This is a genomic window from Emticicia sp. 17c, from assembly GCF_037153985.1.
Taxonomy (GTDB): domain Bacteria; phylum Bacteroidota; class Bacteroidia; order Cytophagales; family Spirosomataceae; genus Emticicia.
Genome location: NZ_JBBAYI010000010.1, coordinates 68653 through 89726, shown reverse-complemented (window position 1 = coordinate 89726; position 21074 = coordinate 68653). Strand labels below are relative to the sequence as shown.

General features: G+C 39.6%; 13 protein-coding genes, 1 tRNA gene and 1 pseudogene. 9 read left to right on the top strand and 6 right to left on the bottom strand.

Features of this window, described 5'->3' with window-relative positions:
- The first annotated feature begins 22 nt into the window (after positions 1-22).
- Genes WAA15_RS18420 through WAA15_RS18410 form a run of 3 tightly spaced genes read left to right on the top strand, consistent with a single transcriptional unit; the run spans position 23 to position 5001 of the window.
- The gene (locus WAA15_RS18420) at positions 23-2407 is read left to right on the top strand and encodes a TonB-dependent receptor (RefSeq protein WP_337044297.1); all 2385 of its coding nucleotides are present in this window, start codon (positions 23-25) and stop codon (positions 2405-2407) included.
- Positions 2408-2426: 19 nt separating this feature from the next.
- Positions 2427-3692, top strand: a complete 1266-nt coding sequence (locus WAA15_RS18415; RefSeq protein ID WP_337044296.1) for a DUF4249 domain-containing protein — start codon at positions 2427-2429, stop codon at positions 3690-3692.
- Between the two features lie 10 nt (positions 3693-3702).
- On the top strand, positions 3703-5001 hold the full coding sequence (locus WAA15_RS18410; protein WP_337044295.1) for a DUF4249 domain-containing protein: 1299 nt from the start codon (positions 3703-3705) through the stop codon (positions 4999-5001).
- Positions 5002-5079: 78 nt separating this feature from the next.
- Here the strand turns inward: WAA15_RS18410 and WAA15_RS18405 are convergent, their stop codons facing one another.
- A complete protein-coding gene (locus tag WAA15_RS18405) occupies positions 5080-5418 on the bottom strand; it encodes a potassium transporter KefB (RefSeq protein ID WP_337044294.1) in 339 nt (112 codons plus the stop codon).
- Between the two features lie 737 nt (positions 5419-6155).
- Between WAA15_RS18405 and katG the strand changes: the two genes are divergently transcribed.
- Complete coding sequence (gene katG, locus WAA15_RS18400; RefSeq protein ID WP_337044293.1) at positions 6156-8432, top strand: catalase/peroxidase HPI; 2277 nt, start codon at positions 6156-6158, stop codon at positions 8430-8432.
- 212 nt (positions 8433-8644) lie between these two features.
- Here katG and WAA15_RS18395 read toward each other — a convergent pair whose 3' ends face one another.
- From WAA15_RS18395 to WAA15_RS18380, 4 genes and pseudogenes are all read right to left on the bottom strand, one after another.
- Positions 8645-9700, bottom strand: a complete 1056-nt coding sequence (locus tag WAA15_RS18395; RefSeq protein ID WP_337044292.1) for a proline iminopeptidase-family hydrolase — start codon at positions 9698-9700, stop codon at positions 8645-8647.
- Positions 9701-9816: 116 nt separating this feature from the next.
- A complete protein-coding gene (locus tag WAA15_RS18390; RefSeq protein WP_337044291.1) occupies positions 9817-10737 on the bottom strand; it encodes a helix-turn-helix domain-containing protein in 921 nt (306 codons plus the stop codon).
- A gap of 72 nt (positions 10738-10809) precedes the next feature.
- A pseudogene (locus WAA15_RS18385) lies at positions 10810-11681 on the bottom strand (SDR family NAD(P)-dependent oxidoreductase).
- Between the two features lie 287 nt (positions 11682-11968).
- On the bottom strand, positions 11969-14389 hold the full coding sequence (locus WAA15_RS18380) for an ABC transporter permease (protein ID WP_337044290.1): 2421 nt from the start codon (positions 14387-14389) through the stop codon (positions 11969-11971).
- Positions 14390-14905: 516 nt separating this feature from the next.
- Here WAA15_RS18380 and WAA15_RS18375 point away from each other — a divergent pair.
- A complete protein-coding gene (locus WAA15_RS18375; RefSeq protein ID WP_337044289.1) occupies positions 14906-16015 on the top strand; it encodes a sensor histidine kinase in 1110 nt (369 codons plus the stop codon).
- Between the two features lie 42 nt (positions 16016-16057).
- Positions 16058-16771, top strand: coding sequence for a LytR/AlgR family response regulator transcription factor (locus WAA15_RS18370; RefSeq protein ID WP_337044288.1), 714 nt, complete (start codon positions 16058-16060; stop codon positions 16769-16771).
- Positions 16772-17089: 318 nt separating this feature from the next.
- Here the strand turns inward: WAA15_RS18370 and WAA15_RS18365 are convergent.
- A tRNA-Arg gene (locus WAA15_RS18365) sits at positions 17090-17163 on the bottom strand.
- Positions 17164-17349: 186 nt separating this feature from the next.
- Here WAA15_RS18365 and WAA15_RS18360 point away from each other — a divergent pair.
- From WAA15_RS18360 to WAA15_RS18350, 3 genes are all read left to right on the top strand, one after another.
- On the top strand, positions 17350-18759 hold the full coding sequence (locus WAA15_RS18360; RefSeq protein ID WP_337044287.1) for an MBOAT family O-acyltransferase: 1410 nt from the start codon (positions 17350-17352) through the stop codon (positions 18757-18759).
- A 151-nt stretch (positions 18760-18910) separates the two neighbouring features.
- On the top strand, positions 18911-19897 hold the full coding sequence (locus WAA15_RS18355) for a hypothetical protein (RefSeq protein ID WP_337044286.1): 987 nt from the start codon (positions 18911-18913) through the stop codon (positions 19895-19897).
- Positions 19898-19981: 84 nt separating this feature from the next.
- Positions 19982-20965: an NAD-dependent epimerase/dehydratase family protein gene (locus tag WAA15_RS18350; protein ID WP_337044285.1), complete on the top strand. Its 984-nt coding sequence runs from the start codon at positions 19982-19984 to the stop codon at positions 20963-20965.
- Positions 20966-21074: the final 109 nt, after the last annotated feature.

Sequence of the window (21074 nt, the reverse complement as noted above, 5' to 3'; positions counted from 1 at the left end):
GGAATAATACCCATTAAACCCTATGAAACGAATTCTATTTTTTATTTCTCTGCTAAGTTTGGCTAGTTTGTACTCAAAAGCACAGCTTTTAACCGGAATCGTACGGGACTCTATCGATAACGCTCCGCTAAACAAAGCTGCTGTAATTCTGGACTATGAAAAGATTTCAAAAGGAACTTATACGAACGCCAAAGGTGAGTTCAGTTTGTCTCTTCCGCCAGGCCCTCATGTAGTTGTAGTACGATACATAGGTTATTTACCCTATCGGCTTTTGATTGATGGGAAAGGGCAAAACCTGAATCTGGATATACGTCTGCAAAGTGTTTCGAGCCAGTTAGAAGAAGTAGTTATTACCGACAAAGGCTATGACCGAACCGTGCGGGAACCTCTGCTAGGTGTAAGCCGCATTAACATGAAAACCATTGAGCGAATGCCCGCCGCTTTAGGCGAAATTGATATTCTGCGAAGTTTACAATTATTACCCGGCGTAACCAGTGTGGGCGAAGCGGCCAATGGAATCAATATCAGGGGTGGAAATACAGACCAGAGCCTCATCCTGATGGACGAAACGCCTATTTTTAACCCTACGCACATGTTCGGGTTGTTTTCGGTATTTCCGGCAGATGCCGTTCGTGGGCTTGACCTTTATAAAGGTAATGTTCCGGCCCGATACGGTGGTCGTGCGGCGTCGGTGCTTGATATTTCGCTGAAAAACCCAAATCTGGAACAGTTTACTATGAAAGGAGGTATAAGCATCGTGTCGAATAAATTAACGGCTGACATTCCGATAGTAAAAAACAAATTAGGGCTTATAATTTCGGGAAGAGGCTCTTTTAATTCATCACTTTTACCGCTAGTTTCCAAGAATCTTGACAGCATCAAGGCTAATTTCGGCGATGTGGTTGCCAAACTCTTCTGGCGTATGAATAATAAAAATACCATGACGGCCATGGGGTATTTCAGTAAAGATTTGTTCAGGACTAATCTGGTAGGCGGGTTAGCCAGCATAAATTCGGTTAGTACACAGTATCGCCACCAAACCATGAATGGGATGGTACAATGGTTTAGCGCAATTTCACCTAAAATGAATCTTCAGACTACGGCCGTAGTAGCGCAGTACGTTCCTGATATTATTTCACTTGAATCAGGAACCAATAAAGAGGTAACGCTCCGGCAGGAGATTTTGCAAAGACAGTTTAAATCAAACCTGAATTATCAGGCTTCCAATTCTAAAACAGAAATAGGCATTAATGCCACGCATTACCAGTTGAATCCGGGCGAGCTATCACCCGGAGGAAGCCCCAATGTAAATTATAAAAAAACACCTAACGAAAACGGACTTGAAACGGCTATTCATATTGACCATGAAGCCAGCTTTACCGATCGACTGGCTGTTTCGGCAGGTTTACGGTATTCTTATTTTATGAGTCTTGGGCCAGGTGTAGTAAGAAGGTATACGCCGGGCGAATCTGTTAGTGAAACAAGTGTCATTGATTCGACCAGCTATGGAAACTGGCAGGTATCAAACCATTATGGCGGGCTTGAACCACGTTTGGGGGTAAGGTATACTTTAGGCCCCAATACTGCTATTAAAGTTGGGTATAACATGATGCGCCAGTACCTTCAAATTATTACTAATACTACTACCCCACTTCCAACGGCCCGTTGGAAAACCAGCGATGCCAACATTAAACCACAGGTAAGCCAGTTAGTGTCGGTAGGTTGGTTTCAGAACATGAAAGATAATACCTTTGAGTTTTCGGCAGAAGCCTACTGGCGAACCACCAAAAACACCCTTGACTATAAACCCGGGGCCGATTTCCTCTTACAGGCATATCCTGAAACCCAGCTAGTTCCGGCCCGTGGAAAAGCCTACGGATTGGAGCTAATGTTTAGTAAGAAGAAAGGAGAACTAACCGGATGGCTCAATTATACCTATGCACGCTCGCTTAATCAGGTGTTATCCACAGTAGATTTCAAAGAGCAAATTAATAATGGAGACTGGTATCGGGCTAACTATGACCGACCGCATAGCCTGAACCTGAGTATTAACCTTAATCAGGGTAAAACTCATAGTTTTTCATTTAATTTTGTCTATAGTACGGGGCGGCCTTATACCGCCCCCGAAGGACAAGTGTTTTATAGGGGCAGGGTTTATCCTTATTATAATGAGCGTAATCAGGAACGCCTGCCAGATTATCACCGTCTCGATTTTGCATGGAACATCTACAATCCAAGCCTGAAAAACAGGCGTTGGCAAGGGCACTGGACATTCACGATTTATAACCTGTACGGGCGGAAAAATGCGTATTCAATCTATTTTAAACAATACGAATTATACCCTTACAGATTAGCTATTTTTGCCGCACCTATTCCGTCATTATCTTATAACTTTGATTTTAAATAACCCAATATTACGTTTCATCATGCCCTTGTCGTTCAATAAAAAGATTGCCTCTTTAGCTCTACTTTTATTAGTAATGATTGGCTGCATTGACCAGATAGAATCAGGTATAAATGCTTATATTGATATTATTGTAGTGGATGGGCGGCTGACAAATCTGGCCGAGGAACAAGTGGTGCGTATTAACCGCTCAAAAGCCGAATACGGGCTTTTTGGTTCGCTACCTATCAGTAATGCCGTGGTTGAACTCGTAGTAAATAACTCGATGGTTATTGCTTTCACCGAAAAAAATAATCAGGCAGGAGAATACATTTTACCCGCGGGTTTCAGAGCTAACATCGGAGATGCTTATCAGTTACGCATAAAACTAGCCGATGGCAGGCAGTATGAGTCTACTATTCAGGTTATGCCAAAAGTACCTGCCATCGAGAAGGTATCTGTACGTTTCAATGCCGAAGAGCCTTTTTCGTCAAAAAGTGCTTTTAAAGGCGTACACAGTTTTTATCTGGACACTAAAGACCCCGTTGAACAGGAAAATTTTTATAGCTGGGAATGGACAGCCTACGAAAAGAAAAAATGGTGCCGCACGTGCCAGAGTGGGGTATATGTGGTTAATGAGATTCTACCCGGTCAATACCGGTTTTCGCAATATTATGTTTCGGGCGACAAACTCTTTGAAGATTGCTTCACACAGCCTACCGCAACAGGTTTGGGGGTTCCGGCCATTGTGAATGAAAAGTGGAATTATGACTATAAATGCCGGACTGAATGTTGGGAGATTATTCATAACGAGGAAATGAATCTGTTCGATGACAGAAACATTAACGGGGGGCAGATTCAGTCAAGAAAAATAGCACGACTTCCTTATTATCAATTTAATGGTGCATTAGTAGAAATCAGACAAGCCTCACTAACCAAAGATGCTTATCAGTTTTACCGTTTTTTTCAGGAACAAACCCGAAACAACGGTGGCATAGCAGACACCCCGCCTACTGCCCTGAAAGGTAATATCAGAAATATAAACAACGACCGCGAAAATGTTGTGGGGTTCTTTACAGTTTCGGCGGTTTCGTCGGTCAGATACTGGCTTGACCGTAAAGACACAGGTAAACTGGAACCTCCTGGTTTATTTGAAGGAATGAATGAAAGAAATCCATCGGAAGAACCGCTTCCGCCTGAAAAACCATACATACTTATCTGGGGTGGCCCTCCACGAGTACCCACTGCCACCTGTTTAAATTCAGCAACCAGTACCCCCGAAAAACCCGTAGGCTGGATAGGGGACTAATTGTATAAAAATGAAAACAAAAGCCAATATGCGTACTAAAACCCTCCTGCTAGCTGTTTTTTTGCTGACTATGCTTGGCTGTGTTGACCAGATTGAATATAACATTACAGGAAAAGTTGATATTATAGTAGTTGATGGCCGTATCACTAACTTGGAAGAAGAACAGATTGTAAAGTTGTTCAGGTCAAAAGCCGACCCTATCACTGGCCGTTTCGGCTCAGCACCTGTATTGGGTGCTAAAATGGAATTGGTGGTGAACGGCAGTCAGAAAGTAGCTTTTGTTGAAGATACAACCATACTTGGCAACTACCATTTACCCAAAAATTATATTGGTGCTATTGGCAATACATACCAGTTACGTTTTCAGCTAATTGATGGCACCATTTATGAGTCGTCGATAGAAAAAATGCAGTCGGTACCTGCTATGGAAAATATCGATGTGCGCTTTAATGCAAACGAAGAAGCAGAAACAGCCATAGGATTTAAAGGGTTTCATGAGCTTTATATTGATACCAAAGACCCCACCGATGAAAAAAACTTTTATAGCTGGGAATGGGTGCTTTATGAAAAACAACCGTGGTGCCGAAGCTGCCTCAGAGGGGTTTATGCTGTGTATAAAATAATTCCGGGGCAGTATTTATTCAGGCAATATTTTGTTTCAGGAACTGAACTATTTGAAGACTGCTTCGCACCTCAACCTGTATACGACAACCCCGAAGCCCCCATTATAAATAGAACTGACTGGACGTACGACTATGAATGCCGTACCAAATGCTGGGAGGTTATACGCAATAACAGTCTTAATCTTTTTGAAGATAGTTACACAAATGGCGGTCAGATAACACATAGAAAAGTAGCCAAAATTCCTTTTTATCAACGTGGTGGGTGTCTGGTCGAACTCAGACAATTATCTCTTAACAAAGATGCGTACGAATATTATAAGCTATTTCAGCAACAGACCGAAAACAGCGGCGGCATTGCCGACACCCCTCCTACCGCCCTTCGTGGCAATGTAAAAAATGTAGCCAATGCTCGTGAAGTAGTAGTTGGGTATTTCTCGGCTTCGGCTGTATCATCTAAAAGACAATGGATTGACCGGAAAGATACAGGCGGCACCATACCACCGGGTTTATTTGAAGCTCTTACAGGTAGAATTCCGAACCCTGAACCTCCGCCACCTTATGATGGCCCCAGAGGTGAAGCATTGGTAAAAATATGGGGTGGGCCACCAAGAGTACCTACGGCTCTCTGCTTAAAAACCAATAATCGTACGCCTACAAAACCAGAAGGCTGGCGTGATGATAACTAACATAAAGCACCAAGAGACCCCTCAAAGTCAGGTTCAGAGGTCTCTTGTATGTAGCATATATATATTTTAATGTGGGTATCAGTTCCACATTGTGCCATGTAGCCCCAGAACAATCCCCATCCACAAGCCTATAATATAGATAATCACAGCCAGTATATTAGCTACTATTCTTTGGGTCTTACCCTCATTCCGAAGAAAGTCCAGAAAATGATTGCAAACACCTGCGGCTGCGCCTGCCATTGGTGTCACTAGCAAGGGCTGAATTAGCCAGTATTGTCCCCAATCAGGGTGTGGAGTTTTTACTCTTAATACAAAACTCAGAATTATAACCAAACCTATGGCTGCACCAATCAACACGCGTTTTATCAATAGTGGTGTATTAAATGGCTGCGTTGTAAAATTGTTTTTCTCTGTCATATTAGTGATAAGTTTAAAATTGTATATTAAAGTTTTTGTTACGTTTATACTAATACCCGCCTTTCGGTTATTTTTCTATGCTGGCTATTGGCGTTGTTTAATATCGGGTAATGCTTTTTCATATTTTTCACTTCATTGTTTATGTTAAAAGTTTCTTACTACCTATTCAAAAAGTACTTTGTAATACAAAGTTAAATAAAAGTACTTTTATTTTCAAAGCAAAATCTTGAAAAAATTTCTAAATATCGAAAAACCATTTTCACAGATAGCTTTTAATCAACTAACTTACTTCCTCTAAATCAAACTGTTAACCCTGAAATAGTTAAATAAGCTATGATTAAGCCAATTAAATAGCTATTTATTTACTTTGATAAGCAGCATCAAGAGAAGGAAAGTACATAATAGATAATATCTATTAAAATATAGAATTTATCGATTTTGATTATACTCATCAATCCCATAATTTTACGGTCAGATAAACATACAATTGTCCGAAGTTCCTAACAGACAGAAGCCAATTGATTAATAACCCGATTATTATAAATTTTTTACCAATTCCTTTGCAAAAATAAAAAGATAACAATCAAGAAAAACTCTAATAATCATCATATACAATACCGATTAATAAGATTAATATTGTAATAATGCCTATTTATGGCAGAGCCTGTTAATTTTATATATATCGCATAAATTCAGATACATTAAACATTATTCTTTAAATCTAAAACCTGAAAAAAATGGAAAAAGAAGCCGGAGATATTAGCAAATGCCCTTTCCATAATGGCACTATGAAAAATAATGTTGGCGGTGGTGGTACCAGAAACCGTGACTGGTGGCCGAATCAGTTAAAATTAAATATTTTGCGCCAACACTCTACATTATCCAACCCAATGGATAATGATTTCAATTATGCTGAGGAATTTAAAAGCCTTGACCTTGAGGCCGTAAAAAAAGACCTTCATGCCTTAATGACTGACTCGCAAGACTGGTGGCCAGCCGATTTTGGGCATTATGGCCCTTTGTTTATTCGTATGGCATGGCATAGTGCTGGTACGTATCGTGTAGGTGATGGCCGTGGTGGTGCAGGCTCAGGTCAACAACGTTTTGCCCCATTAAATAGCTGGCCCGACAACGTGAGCCTTGACAAAGCTCGCAGATTACTTTGGCCGATTAAACAAAAATATGGCCGCAAAATTTCATGGGCCGATTTGATGATTCTTACCGGAAACGTAGCATTGGAATCGATGGGTTTTAAAACATTTGGCTTTGCAGGCGGACGCGAAGATGTATGGGAGCCAGATGAAGATGTATACTGGGGTTCGGAAACAACATGGTTAGGTGGAGACCTACGCTATGCGAGTGGCTCTGAGGGTGTAGCTAAAGCGCATGGAGTGGTATCGTCAGACGATAACGCTGATGGCAAAATTCATACCCGCAATCTGGAAAACCCACTAGCTGCGGTACAAATGGGCTTAATTTATGTAAACCCTGAAGGACCTGACGGAAACCCCGACCCAATTGCAGCAGCGAAAGATATTCGTGATACTTTTGGCCGTATGGCAATGAACGATGAAGAAACTGTGGCTTTAATTGCTGGTGGGCACTCGTTCGGTAAAACACACGGAGCCGCTCCGGCCACGCATGTTGGCAAAGAACCTGAGGCTTCTGACCTTGAAATGCAAGGATTAGGCTGGAAAAGTAGTTATGGCTCAGGTGTTGGTGCCGATGCAATTACGAGTGGGCTGGAGGTAATCTGGACAAGCACTCCTACTCAATGGAGCAACAATTTCTTTGAAAACCTGTTTGGGTTTGAATGGGAACTAACCAAAAGCCCCGCGGGTGCGCATCAATGGGTAGCTAAAAATGCAGAAGGTATCATTCCTGATGCTTTTGATAGCTCAAAAAAACATGCACCGCGTATGCTTACGACTGACCTTTCGTTGAGATTTGACCCTGCGTATGAAAAAATCTCACGACACTTCCTTGAAAACCCTGATGCCTTTGCTGATGCGTTTGCTCGTGCGTGGTTTAAACTAACCCACCGTGATATGGGTCCACGCGCCCGTTACCTTGGCCCGGATGTTCCGGCAGAAGAACTAATCTGGCAAGACCCGATTCCGGCAGTTGACCACGAATTAATTAATGAAAGTGATATTGCAACGCTAAAAGCGAAAGTACTGGAATCAGGCTTGAGCGTGTCTGAACTGGTATCAACAGCATGGGCATCGGCTTCTACTTTCCGTGGTTCTGACAAACGTGGCGGTGCCAATGGTGCACGTATTCGTCTGGCACCACAAAGATACTGGCAAGTGAACAACCCTGCACAATTACAAAAAGTATTAAGTGTATTGGAAGGTATTCAGAAAGAATTTAATGTCGCACAAACAGGTGGCAAGAAAGTTTCAATAGCCGACCTTATTGTATTGGCGGGTGGTGCTGGAATTGAAAAAGCCGCCAAAGATGCCGGACACGACATTAGTGTTCCGTTTACTCCGGGTCGTATGGATGCTTCCCAAGAACAGACAGACGTTGAGTCGGTAGGTCATCTAGAACCTGTTGCCGATGGTTTCCGTAATTACCGCAAAGCAAGATTCTCGGTTTCGACAGAAGAACTATTGATTGACAAAGCTCAGTTACTGACACTTACAGCTCCAGAATTAACTGTTTTAGTGGGTGGTATGCGTGTATTAAATACCAACTTTGATGGTTCTAAACATGGTGTTTTCACCGAGCGTCCGGGTGTACTTAGTAACGATTTCTTTGTAAATCTGCTTGATATGAATACTGCATGGAAAGCCACATCACCTGAAAGAGAAATCTACGAAGGTAGCGACCGTGCCACTGGTAATGTAAAATGGACAGGAACCCGCGCCGACCTTGTGTTTGGTTCTAACTCAGAATTAAGAGCTATTGCCGAAGTCTATGGAAGTTCTGACGCACAAAGTAAATTTGTAAAAGACTTCGTAGCGGCATGGACAAAAGTTATGAATCTTGATAGATTTGATTTAGCTTAATTTTTGAAGTTTAAATAAATGACTGAAACGGCCTTCTACATGAAGGCTGTTTTTTTTTATATTTCGCTCAATCATTTTTAGGTAATAAACTAGTAGCATAAAATTAAAAGTAGTACCGCTTAAATGAATAAAAGTCGCTAATTTGATATTAACGACTTTTATCAGAGGCTAGCAACCTAGTATTTATGTAGGTACTAATTTCATTACAAATATTATAAAGATACTTTCTTTTGTCCGTCGTTTGTTCCTTTCAGGAATTTAATAAGCCCATTCATATAGGTCTGTTGGTCGTCATACATGGCCATGTGGCTACCGTTAGGGCAATAAAGATAGCTTCCGTTTTGTACCTGCGTACTCATCCATTGCATGTGTGTGGGGTCCATGGTATCGTATTTAGCACCAATAACCAGCGTTGGAACAGTAATGTTTTTCAATTCGGCTTTACGGTCCCAGTTAATAAGATTCCCACCAATGCCAAACTCACTCGGCCCCTGCATAGTAACATATAACGAATTATTCATTTTACTGAACGAACGATTGACAGGTTCGGGCCATTGGTCTAGAGGCAAGCGGCAAATATGCTTTGCATAAAAATTAGGCATCAACAATTGCATATATTCAGGGTTTTGAAAATCTTTTTTGGCTTCTATTTCGCGAATACGTGCAAGTACTTTAGGGTCAAACTGTGGGGCCAATACACTATCGGCATATTTACCATAATCAGGGCAGCTACTCATCATGTTTGATATAATCAACCCTTTTATATGCTGCTGATATTTAAGCGCGTATTCCATAGCCAGTATTCCACCCCATGAATGGCCCAACAAATAAAAATTACTACTGTCGAGCTTGAGGGCCTGCCGTACTTGCTCTACTTCCTCAACAAAGCGTGGTAATTGCCAGAAAGTAGTATCTTTCGGGTTATCAGAGTTACCACAACCTAGTTGGTCGTAATAGATAATTTCAATACCTTCGGCAGGAAGAAAACTTTCCATACACTCAAAATACTCGTGCGTTCCACCCGGCCCGCCATTAAGCAACAATAACTTTATACGAGGATTATTACCAAGTTTTTTAGTCCAGACATTAAATTTTCCTTTAGGAGTATTGATGGTTATGACTTTTACACCTCCGGTTTTAGCTCCTGAGGTAGTGTCTTTAAAGTACTCGCTTAAGGTTGGCCCCTGTGTTGATGAGGTATTCTGGCAACTACTTATCCATACTGCACTACAAATCAGTAGCACAAAAAGCAGGCATTTTTTTATCATGACATTAGAGTTTAGTTGGTTTTTACAAATATATAAAAAACAACCGTTTTTGCCTGATAATGAGCCGAATACTCTGTATATATTTTATCATAAAACACCTGCAAACAAAGTATGTGCTAATTAAAAGAACGCTTGAATTCTAATGGAGACAAATTGGTTTTTGTTTTAAATAATTTACTGAACGATTGCGGGTGTTCAAAGCCAAGCTCGTATGCGATTTCACTAACCGACAAACTGGTTGTAGATAATTTCTCTTTGGCTTTTTCGATCAGTTTCTGGTGTATGTGCTGTTGGGTGTTCTGGCCAGTGAGCGAACGCAACACATCACTTAGATAACTTGCCGAAATATTGAGTTTTTCTGAAAGATAATGTACGGTGGGTATTCCCTGGCTCAAGGATACTTCATCTGCGAAATAGCTATCGAGTATTTCTTCCAGCCGCAGCAAAAGGTCATTATTTAATGGTTTACGGGTAATAAACTGACGCTTGTAAAACCGATTCGCATAGTTTAATAACAACTCAATCTGAGATATAATTACATCTTGGCTAAAGTCATCTATACGGCTATTCAGTTCATTTTCTATCATCATAAAAATCCCGATAATTGTTTTTTTCTCTTCTTCTGATAAATGCAGGGTTTCATTAGTTGCATAAGAGAAAAAACCATACTGTTTAATCTTTCGGGAAAGCGCATGACCCAAAAAGAAATCAGGATGAATAAGCAACGTATACTCCGAACACACGCTGGCGTCGTTATCATTATTACCTATAATCTGGCCGGGTGAGGCAAACAATAAACCACCTTCATCAAAGTCATAATAGCTCTGCCCGTATTTCAGCCTACCTGTTAGTTTAGGTTTGTAAGCTATTTTATAAAAGCCTAATACATGGCTTGGGCTAAGTTTATCAATTTCAATCCTGACCTGTGTTCCGTTAATCAAACTAATTAACGGATGCTGGGGCTTGGGCAAATTAAAAAGCCTATGCCCCTCTGCCAGAGTCATTATTTTTAACGGGCTGTGTTCTTCTTTCTTCATAATCTGGATTTATTAAAATACTGGGCGGTATTTGCTTGAACGCAGCCCAGTACCTTTGTTTCTGCTTATAAATCAACCTTGTGCGGCATTTGAGACTTCTTCCCATGCTTCCCATGTTGCCAGACGTTCCTGATAAGCAACACGCACCCACGGCAAACAATGGCTACCTAAAAAGAAACGTAAGGGTGGATTTTCTGCATCAACAATTGCAAAAACTGCTTCTGGAGTAGCATCAGGATTACCCCTTTCAAAATTTTGCAAATTACCAAAAAACTGTGCTTTGAAATCAGTATAAATATCAAGCCCTTGTGCAAATTTTAAAGACTGCTGGCTACCAAACTCTGTGGCATAAGCACCTGGTTCTATGATAGTTACTTTTATACCAAAAGCCTTTACCTCTTCGGCTAGGCTTTCATGAATAGCCTCAAATGCCCATTTGGACGAACAATAATAACCGATAACCGGAAGAGTAACATGCCCCAGATTGCTTGAGGTTCCTATTATATGGCCTCCACCTTGTTGTCGGAGCAATGGCAGGGCTGCCTGAATAACACTAACCGGCCCAATAATGTTCGTTTCGTAGAGTGCCGGATATCTTCTGCACTAGCTTCTTCAATAGTACCTACAAGCGAGTAACCCGCATTATTGAAAACGATGTCGAGTCTTCCGAAATATGCATAAGCCTGCTCAACAGCCGCCTTTACTTGTGTTGAGTTAGTTACATCAAGTGCCAACGTTAACACATTATCGCCATATTTTTCTTTTAATCCGGCTATACTTTCAGGGTTACGTGCCGTAGCGGCTACCTTATCGCCTCGTTCAAGCGCGGCCTCAGCCCAAACATGTCCGAACCCTCTTGATGCTCCTGTAATAAACCAAACTTTAGCAGATTTATCCGCACCAGATGTTGAAATACTGCCTGAATTTTCTTGTTGCTGTGACATAAGTTTATTGTTAAATTAAGTACACAACAAAGGTCTTTAAGTGCATATTGATACTTGTAGCCAAATTGAGGGTTTTTGTAATCAAAATGAGGAGAACTGAAACATTAACTCTCTATTTAGATTCTCTAAAAGTTTAATCCGATGAAAATAAACATTTTTACGCTATAATCAGGCAAATTTTAAGTGCAGGTATTGGGCAATTATGAGTTATTTAACATAAAAAGGTTGCCTGAGAAATCTGACAACCTTGCTAAAAAATATTACTGCATCGAATATTACAGTAAATTTTATTCATTCTTGAGAACTTCTACGGGGTTAGCCCTTGCTGCTTTCATTGTCTGCGAGCCAATCATCAGACAAGCAATGAGTAAAACTGCCAGTAAACCAGCAAATAACTCTGCAACTTGCACGGGTGTATGATAAGGAAAATTAGTAAGCACAAATTTTTCAAAGAAAATATAGGTTATTGGTAATGCAATGAAGGCTGATACTGATAACATTATCAGGAAGCCACGACTTAGTAAATAGACCAAATTAGCCGAGCTGGCCCCCATTACTTTTCGGATACCTATTTCTTTCAGTCTGGTTTCTGTTGTGAATGCGACCATTCCGAATAAACCCATTGAAGAAATTGAAATAGCCAGCAACGAAAGAAAACCTATAATTTTAATCATCATTGAAAATTCGCTGTATGCTTCTTCTATTTCTTCGTCATAAAATTTAGCATCGAACAAATGAACACGGTCTGTTTTTTTCCATAAAGACTCTATTTTTTCCATCGTTGCTGGTAGGTCATTGCTTTGAATTTTAGCATTAATAACAGCCCTGTCGCCGGGTGTCCAGAACATAAAAGCTACTGGCACAATCAGGTTATCTACTTTGCCATAGTGGAAATCTTTTATGACACCAACAATAGTCACTTTACGTTGATGTATATTAAAGTTACTGAATGTAATCTCCTGACCAATTGCCTGCTGAGGGTCTCCGATATTAAATCGTTTCAAAAATTTCTGATTAACAATTATTTCTGTGGCGGCTTCGCTTGTTGCTGGCCTCGTCCTAAAATTACTTCCGGCTATAAGTTTATACTCATGCAGGGGCAGATAGTTTTCATCAATATTATTGGTTAATACAAGTGCCGAATCGCGCGTGTCTTTGTATTTCATAAAGCCGCCCCAAGCATTTCCAACGCTCGTAATGATTAAAGATTTAGATACAGTCTTTACCTCGGGTATTTCGCTCAATTCTTTCATGAAAGAATCTGGTTTATTACCTTGCATATTAATATTCAGGATATTTTCTGTGTTAAAGCCCAAGTCGAACGCCAGAATATCTTTATACTGCACATAACCAATAGTAGTAGTAGTAATAAAAATTAAGGTGAGTGTATATTGAACTACCACCAGTACGCGCCTGAATGTCACAAACTTGAAGCCTTTTACTGAGGAAGCATTTCTGAGAGCATTAATTGCATTGACTTTTGAAAAGAATAAAGCGGGTAAAAAACCTGCAATAACACCTACAACCAGAGAGAAAACAATAAAGGTTACAACCATTGAAAAAGTAAGCTCAAGCCTGACGGTGCGTTGCATTTCGGGAGCCAAATTGATTAACTGTGGGCGTAATAATAAAAAAATCAAAAATGACAGCAAAAGGGCTGCCAGAGAAATCATAACCGATTCGGTCAGAAACTGTTGCCATACCTGACTTTTGCCCGCACCAATAGCTTTACGAATGCCTATTTCTTTGAAGCGACGCATGGCACGCGCTATTGAAAGATTCGTATAATTGAAACAGGCCGATAATATTACTACTAGTGCAAGGCCACTCAGTATCCAGAGCACCACAGGAGACATGTGAGGGCCTGATGAACCACCCGCCCCTTCCGACTGGCGGAATTTTTCTCCCACTACAATATTATATAAAGGTAAAAGTTCGAGCTGAATCTTTGTGTTATCTTCGGCAAGGTTCTCTTGCTTGGCAATGGCATCAAGCTGAGTTTGCACCACACTTATATTGGCCTCTTGTGGCAATAACAAATAAACATAGTTCGATGACATATCTGTCCATTTATCGAAGTTGTTATTACTTTTATTGAGTTGTTCAGCCGTCGATAGTGACACTAAGGCCTCAAAGTTGATATGCGAGAAAAAAGGAATATCTTTCATTACGCCAGTGACCTGATAGCTAAGTGTATCAAACCGGATTACCTTACCCAGTACGTTTTCGGTACCGAATAGTTTTTGGGCAGTAGTTTGTGTAAGCACAATAGAATAAGGGTTTTTGAGCGCATTTTCTGGATTACCTGCCAACATCGGAAATGTAAAAATCTTGAATATTGAAGCATCGGCCCATAAACCTTTAATCGGCAGAATATTGTCGCCAACTTTAGCATCCTGAGCAAAGCCATTACGCAGAATAGCTACTTCTTCTATACCAGTTACTTTTTGCCTGATAAGTTTACCTGTCTTTATTGAAGTAGTTGCAAACTTGCCGCTCTGTTTATTGTTTTCGGTCAGTACGTTGGTGATACGGTAAATTCTGTCACCATTTTTATGGAATCTGTCATAAGTGCGCATATCAAGCACAAACGCAATGAGTAATAAACCTACCGACATACTAATGGCAAGGCCCGCAATGTTAATAAACGAGAACATCTTGTTGCGCCACAAGTTGCGTTTAGATGTTTTAATGTAGTTTCCGAGCATGGTCTGATTAATATAAATGTTTACAGATACTATTTTTCATAAAAGTATTAAGTCAGTTAGTGCATTTTAAGAAATGTGATAAACCAGTCTAAAAATGGTATAAAACACAAGAAAAAGTCTCTAAAACCAAGAGACTTTTTGCACTAACTACAATTTATTTCTACCATAAATTGTATCTATATTTGTTTATTCCCATTACTGTCTGCACCATCATTTCAGTCAATATCTATCTGGCAATTAGCAGGCTTCTGACGTATTGTTCAACTTAAACCTGATTATCTTTCGGCAACAAAACAAATACAAAAAATAAATCAGAATTTTTATTTTAGCCCAACTACTTATTTGGCTTGCCACACAGCTTTCTGAAAGGCAAAATTGTAGTTTGTCGAGGAAATTTGTCGTTCGGCTAAAATTGCTGTTGTTTTCGTCTGATTCCATACTGTTAGGCAAATAAACTGTTTTTTTAGTATCAGAATTACTAAATTCGGCTCTATAATGTGTATAAAGTCAAAAAAAATGAAAGCTATCCGCCAGTACAAATTCATCTATAAAGTTGGGCCTCAAATCCTTTTCTGGCTTTGCTATTTTTTATTCTCGTGGCTCAATCTGGCACTTTTCACACATGATTATGAATATAGTTTTCTTAGTATCATCAAGACATTTCCTGTTTACATTTTAGCCAGTTACTGGCATCTGGAGGTTACAGTCAGGTATTTTCTATTAAAAAGCAATATTCTAGGTTTCGTCTTGAGTTTAATAGGTGGCATTATTGCGTTTGGTATCATTCAAAGAGCCTTAATATCAGAATGGCATTCGCCTCTGTATTATCTTAACGCATTTACCAAACCACTCTCCTACTGGCGCAGGTTATTCGGCCCCGGAGCAATTATGCAATTACATTTGGCTATTATGCTATTTATAGCCTTTGAGTTGGTGCGCCATGCTTTATCGCAACAACGGCTAAATGAAGTTTATAAAAGAGAAAAATTAGCGGCCGAGTACCAATTGTTGCAGTCACAGGTACAGCCACATTTTTTGTTTAATACCCTTAACAACCTTACATCTGTTTCTATTAATCAACCTGCACAAATGCCTGTATTAATGCAACGGCTGGCAGGTTTACTGAGTTATCAGATTCATGAAAGCCATCGTGCCACAGTTAAAGTAAAAAAAGAAATTGAATACCTGATTGATTATATCGCTCTGGAAAAGATACGCTACGGCAACAGGCTAGATGTGCAGACAAATTTTAGCGAATTAGGCAGCCTGAATGATTTAATGATTCCACCAATGCTTTTGTTACCCTTTGTAGAAAATGCGTTCAAGCACGGTGCTGCGCAGTCGGAGAACAAATGTTGGATTCAGTTACATTTAAGTAAAAGTGGCAATCGGCTTATTTTTTCGGCCGAAAACTCTGTTCCTGAAGAAAAAAACTCTTTAGCTAAGTCAGGCTTGGGTCTGGCAAACCTAAAAAAAAGGTTAGATATTTTGTTTCCTGAAAATTATGAACTGGTAACACTACTTGAAGATGGACAATTTTTAGCGGTATTGAAGTTTATACCAGAATCTATGGCAATTAATTCAATGCCAGAATATACACAGCGAAAAGAGGTATATCTAGCGTAAGTATTAGCGAGCATACAGTTTTTAAACATTAATTTTACTTTGATGGCTATTCGTTGTTTTGTTTTAGATGATGAACCTCTGGCAACTGACTTGCTCAAAGAATATATTAGTCGCCTGCCTGATTTACAATTAGTGGGGGTATCGAACAGCCCGACACAAGCCTTACTATTTCTTCAACAAAACGCTGTTGATATACTGTTTCTGGATATTCAGATGCCTCGACTAACAGGTTTCGATTTACTTAGGCCACTCAATAACAGGCCAAAGGTTATTTTTACTACGGCCTTTCGCGAATACGCACTTGATAGTTACGAGTTCGATGTAGTAGATTTTTTGGTTAAGCCTATTTCATTCGAGCGTTTTCTTCAATCGGTCGGAAAAATTTATCGTTTTTTACCCAATTCTTCACCTCAGCCAGAAGTTGCGGAAACCACCAGACCAGCCAAGGAGTACCAATATTTCAAGGTTGACAAAGAAATGATAAAAATAGACCTAGATGATATTTTATGGATTGAAAGCCTTAAAGACTATGTGCGTATTCACACCATTTCAGGCTCGTTGGTATCTTATTTACGCATCAGTTATCTGGAAGAGAAACTCCCGCCTAACAAATTTGTAAGGATTCATAAATCATTCATTGTATCTCTCCACCATGTTCAGGCTATCGCTGCATCTTATATTCGAGTCAATAATGAAGAATTACCTATTGGAAGAATTTACAAAGCCCGACTTGATGAGATTTTGCAAGGTAATTGAATGATTGTTGCAGAAATCTACGAAAATAAAAAAGTCGCCAAACGACGACTTTAAATTCTCTCGTGAACCCGGCAGGATTCGAACGGCACAGTAATAATTTTTCTATTAACTATTACCTGAAAATAAAGTACAGCTGTGTCGTCTTTTCTGACACGCTAACTATTAATTTTCAGTTTGTAGGAGAAAATCATGTTGAAACGTTGTTAAAACATCCTGAAAATATTACTATTATAAGGAGATAGTAAGGAATGTTTAAACGATGTTTAAACAAAAAAACCGCCACAGAGGTAGCGGTTAATGCGATTTAAGAGGAAATTGTGAACCCGGCAGGATTCGAACCTGCGACCCACAGATTAGAAATCTGTTGCTCTATCCAGCTGAGCTACGGATCCGTTTTCGGACATTTTTCCGAATTGTGGTGCAAATATAGTGGTTTCCTTTTATGTTACAAAATTCGTATTAAAAAAAATCCATGTAGAAATTTCCCTAAAAAAATATTCTATAAAAAAATACCTTTGAAACTTTAATAATATCTCAGAACTTTGAAACTTGATTTCTGAACTCAACAAAACGCCTGAATGCTATTTAATTCGTTACAATTCGTATTCTTTTTTATTGTTGTTACACTAGCTTATTTCAGTTTACCCCATCGAGGCCGCATCTGGTTGCTACTTTTGGCAAGCTGTTATTTTTATGCGGTTTTCAAGCCCATTTATATACTTATCTTGTTTGTAACGATAGTTGTCGATTATTTTGCAGGCATCTGGATTGCACAGGCTTCTGGCAAAAAACGAAAATGGCTATTGGTTCTCAGCCTCATCACTAATGTTGGATTTCTGGCCTATTTTAAATATTATAATTTTCTGAATACGAATCTGGCTGTTATTCTATCAAAATTCGATACTCCAACTCCTTTCCCCTTTCTTGATTTTGCTCTACCTATTGGTTTATCTTTCCATACGTTTCAGGCTATGAGCTATACCATTGAAGTGTACAGAGGAAACCAGAAAGCCGAAAAAGATTTTATCATCTATGCGCTCTATGTGATGTTTTATCCGCAACTCGTAGCAGGCCCTATTGAACGTCCGCAAAACTTGCTATGGCAATTCCATAGCTATTTTAAATATGACTTTGCTAACCTGAAAAACGGCCTTATGCGTATAGCGTGGGGAATGTTCAAAAAAGTTGTTATTGCCGACCGCCTCGCACTCGTAGTTGATTATTGCTACGACAACCCACAAGACCATAACGGGCTTACCCTTTTGATAGGTACTATTTTCTTTACCTTTCAGATATATTGCGATTTTTCGGGTTATTCCGACATTGCCATTGGTACTGCTCGCGTAATGGGTTTTAAACTGATGGAAAACTTCGATACGCCTTATTTTTCGACTTCCATTTCAGAGTTCTGGCGTCGTTGGCATATTTCGTTGTCGGCATGGTTCCGTGATTACCTCTATATTCCTATGGGTGGTAACAGGGTTGGGCAAGGGCGTATGTATTTCAATCGTTTTTTTGTTTTTATGATGAGCGGCTTATGGCACGGTGCTGCCTGGACTTTTGTTATCTGGGGCGCATTGCATGGCCTTTATTTGGTTATGGCCCAAATACGCGATAAATATTTCAAACTAAAAACCAATGTCATTCCAGCCTTTCTGAACAAGCCATTTAACCTTTTATTTACGTTTGCGTTGGTAATGCTCACATGGGTGTTTTTTCGGGCAAAAGGGCTTACAAATGCGAAGATTATCCTACAAAAGATATTTTCTTTCGGTAGCTATGGCAATACCATTCATTCGCCTTTGAATAATACTGAAATGTGGTTCTGCTGGTTGCTGATTGCAGGATTACTACTGAAAGAGAAGTTTTATAAAATAATTGACACCAGTAATACCAAAAGATTTTACGCGCTATTTATTGTTTTACTCATAGCCTGTTATTTCTTCGGCGTATTCGAGTCAAATCAGTTTATTTATTTTCAGTTTTAAACCTAATTTCAGTTCATTGTGAGAAATATCACAATACACTGAATAACCACAAGCTATATTTGCAGAGAGGTTTAAGAATGTAGGCGTTTTATCCTCAAAACTTCTTTTGAAAACTTTAATGAGTTTTTAAAAAGAATGAAAAGCAGTTTCCATGACTAACAAAATACTCAAATACACTGCCCTCGTCATTTTTTCGGCATTATGGCTTACAGGATTCTCTCCTGAAGTATCCAAATGGCTTTATCAGATAGGGTTCACGAAAGATGATTACCGATACGGCGACCTATACAGGTTTTCGAACTTACCACAATTCAGGGTATTAAAAGAAGTTTGTAAACCTGATAAAATGGAGGTAACAAAGCCCAATACTAGTTTATATCTGATTGGTGATAGCTTCACAGAAGAAGGCAGAGTAGCAGCAACTGACTTTGTAAGCGGTGCTTTTTACCGATTCTTTATTGGCCAGCACCCTTTTGTTAAATTAGACAAAACTAAGAAAAACATTCTGGTAATAGAAACAGTTGAACGGCATTTCAGAGAGCGTTTTGCAACACCTTACCAAAACCTGACAGTGGGCGAGCCTACTCCTACTCAAGCTGTGGCTAATCTGGCAAAAAATGCTAAGTCGGAGTTCTGGTATGATACCGAACGGCATACATCTGTTTTGTTCTCATCTGATTTCTTCTTAACTATCAAGGAATGGAAAGCTACACTGAATGAGTATTTATTCGATAGAACAGACAAGAATGTGGTGTTATCGCCCGACAAAAAAAATATTTTTTATGAACTGGATGCACGCCCAAGTGGCATTACATCATCGTTCGATAAAATTTCTGAGAAAGAAATTTCACTTTTAGTAGAAAATGTCAATCGTACATACGATTTTTACAGAAAGAACGGATTCGATGAAGTATACCTGACAATTGCTCCTAACAAGAGTGCTGTTTTAGGAACTGATTTAGGTGAATATAACCACCTGATTGAACGGATTCAGAAAAATCCAGCCTTGCGCATGCCAATCTTGGATATTTACACGCCTCTTAGCTCTTCAAAAAAAATGCTGTATGATATAGGAGACACCCATTGGAACTGCGAAGGAAAGCAGATTTGGCTCGATGCCGTAAATCAGAAACTATAATATTTTTTTTGTAAGGTAGAGTTCATTAAATTTGTACTTTATTTAGATGTTTATTATTTAACTTAATACCATAAATTATTTCATATGAAAAGAGCACTGGTATGTGGAGCAGGTGGTTTTATTGGAGGCCATTTGGTTAATCGCTTAAAGAGTGAAGGTTATTGGGTGAGAGGAGTAGATTTAAAATATAATGAGTACGGTAACGGAAATGCCGATGATTTTATAATCGGTGATTTAACAGACCCCGTAATTTGTCGTCAGGTACTTGAAGGTGGCTTTGACGAGGTATATCAGCTAGCAGCCGATATGGGTGGTGCAGGATATATCTTTACAGGTGAAAACGATGCAGCCGTTATGCACAACTCTGCTTTGTGTAACCTTAATATGTTACACGCTGCACAACAGGCAGGTGTAAAGAAAATCTTCTATTCGTCGTCGGCATGTATGTATCCTGAATACAACCAGCTTGACCCCGAAAACCCTAAATGCTCTGAAGAGTCGGCTTATCCGGCTGCACCCGATAGCGAATATGGCTGGGAAAAACTATTCAGCGAACGCCTATACCTTACCTACCAACGTAATTTAGGTATTACAGTTAAAGTAGCGCGCTTCCATAACATATTTGGCCCACAAGGTACATGGAAAGGAGGCAGAGAAAAAGCTCCGGCTGCTATTTGCCGTAAAGTAATTGAAGCCGAAGATGGAGGTTCTATCGAAATCTGGGGTGATGGAAAACAAACCCGCTCATTCTTATATGTTGATGAATGCGTTGAAGGTGTACGCCGTTTGATGGAGTCTGACTTTACTGGCCCTGTAAATATTGGTTCAGAAGAAATGATTTCAATCAATGATTTCGCAAAAATGATTATCGAAATATCAGGCAAGAATATCAGCATCAATAATATTCCTGGCCCACAAGGTGTACGCGGACGCAACTCTGACAACGCCCTCATTCAGGAAAAACTAGGCTGGTCTCCGTCTCAATCATTGAAAGAAGGTATCACCAAAACATATAAATGGATTGCAGAACAAGCTACCAAAGAAAACGAAGTAGCAGAATTGGTGTAATTGCATAGACAAATTTCCTGTAAGAAGATGGCCAGATTAAATTCTTGGTCATCTTTTTTTATATATCGGTTTTCAGGTCTGGCACAGCTTTTTATTTCATAAGTTGTCA

Bases quoted from the DNA above. Each gene is read 5' to 3' on its own strand.
- WAA15_RS18390 (WP_337044291.1), bottom strand. From the start codon at position 10,737: ATGAAGAAAGAAGAACACAGCCCGTTAAAAATAATGACTCTGGCAGAG.
- WAA15_RS18405 (WP_337044294.1), bottom strand. From the start codon at position 5,418: ATGACAGAGAAAAACAATTTTACAACGCAGCCATTTAATACACCACTA.
- katG (WP_337044293.1), top strand. From the start codon at position 6,156: ATGGAAAAAGAAGCCGGAGATATTAGCAAATGCCCTTTCCATAATGGC.
- WAA15_RS18355 (WP_337044286.1), top strand. From the start codon at position 18,911: ATGACTAACAAAATACTCAAATACACTGCCCTCGTCATTTTTTCGGCA.
- WAA15_RS18375 (WP_337044289.1), top strand. From the start codon at position 14,906: ATGAAAGCTATCCGCCAGTACAAATTCATCTATAAAGTTGGGCCTCAA.
- WAA15_RS18380 (WP_337044290.1), bottom strand. From the start codon at position 14,389: ATGCTCGGAAACTACATTAAAACATCTAAACGCAACTTGTGGCGCAAC.
- WAA15_RS18370 (WP_337044288.1), top strand. From the start codon at position 16,058: ATGGCTATTCGTTGTTTTGTTTTAGATGATGAACCTCTGGCAACTGAC.
- WAA15_RS18360 (WP_337044287.1), top strand. From the start codon at position 17,350: ATGCTATTTAATTCGTTACAATTCGTATTCTTTTTTATTGTTGTTACA.
- WAA15_RS18395 (WP_337044292.1), bottom strand. From the start codon at position 9,700: ATGATAAAAAAATGCCTGCTTTTTGTGCTACTGATTTGTAGTGCAGTA.
- WAA15_RS18420 (WP_337044297.1), top strand. From the start codon at position 23: ATGAAACGAATTCTATTTTTTATTTCTCTGCTAAGTTTGGCTAGTTTG.
- WAA15_RS18350 (WP_337044285.1), top strand. From the start codon at position 19,982: ATGAAAAGAGCACTGGTATGTGGAGCAGGTGGTTTTATTGGAGGCCAT.
- WAA15_RS18415 (WP_337044296.1), top strand. From the start codon at position 2,427: ATGCCCTTGTCGTTCAATAAAAAGATTGCCTCTTTAGCTCTACTTTTA.
- WAA15_RS18410 (WP_337044295.1), top strand. From the start codon at position 3,703: ATGAAAACAAAAGCCAATATGCGTACTAAAACCCTCCTGCTAGCTGTT.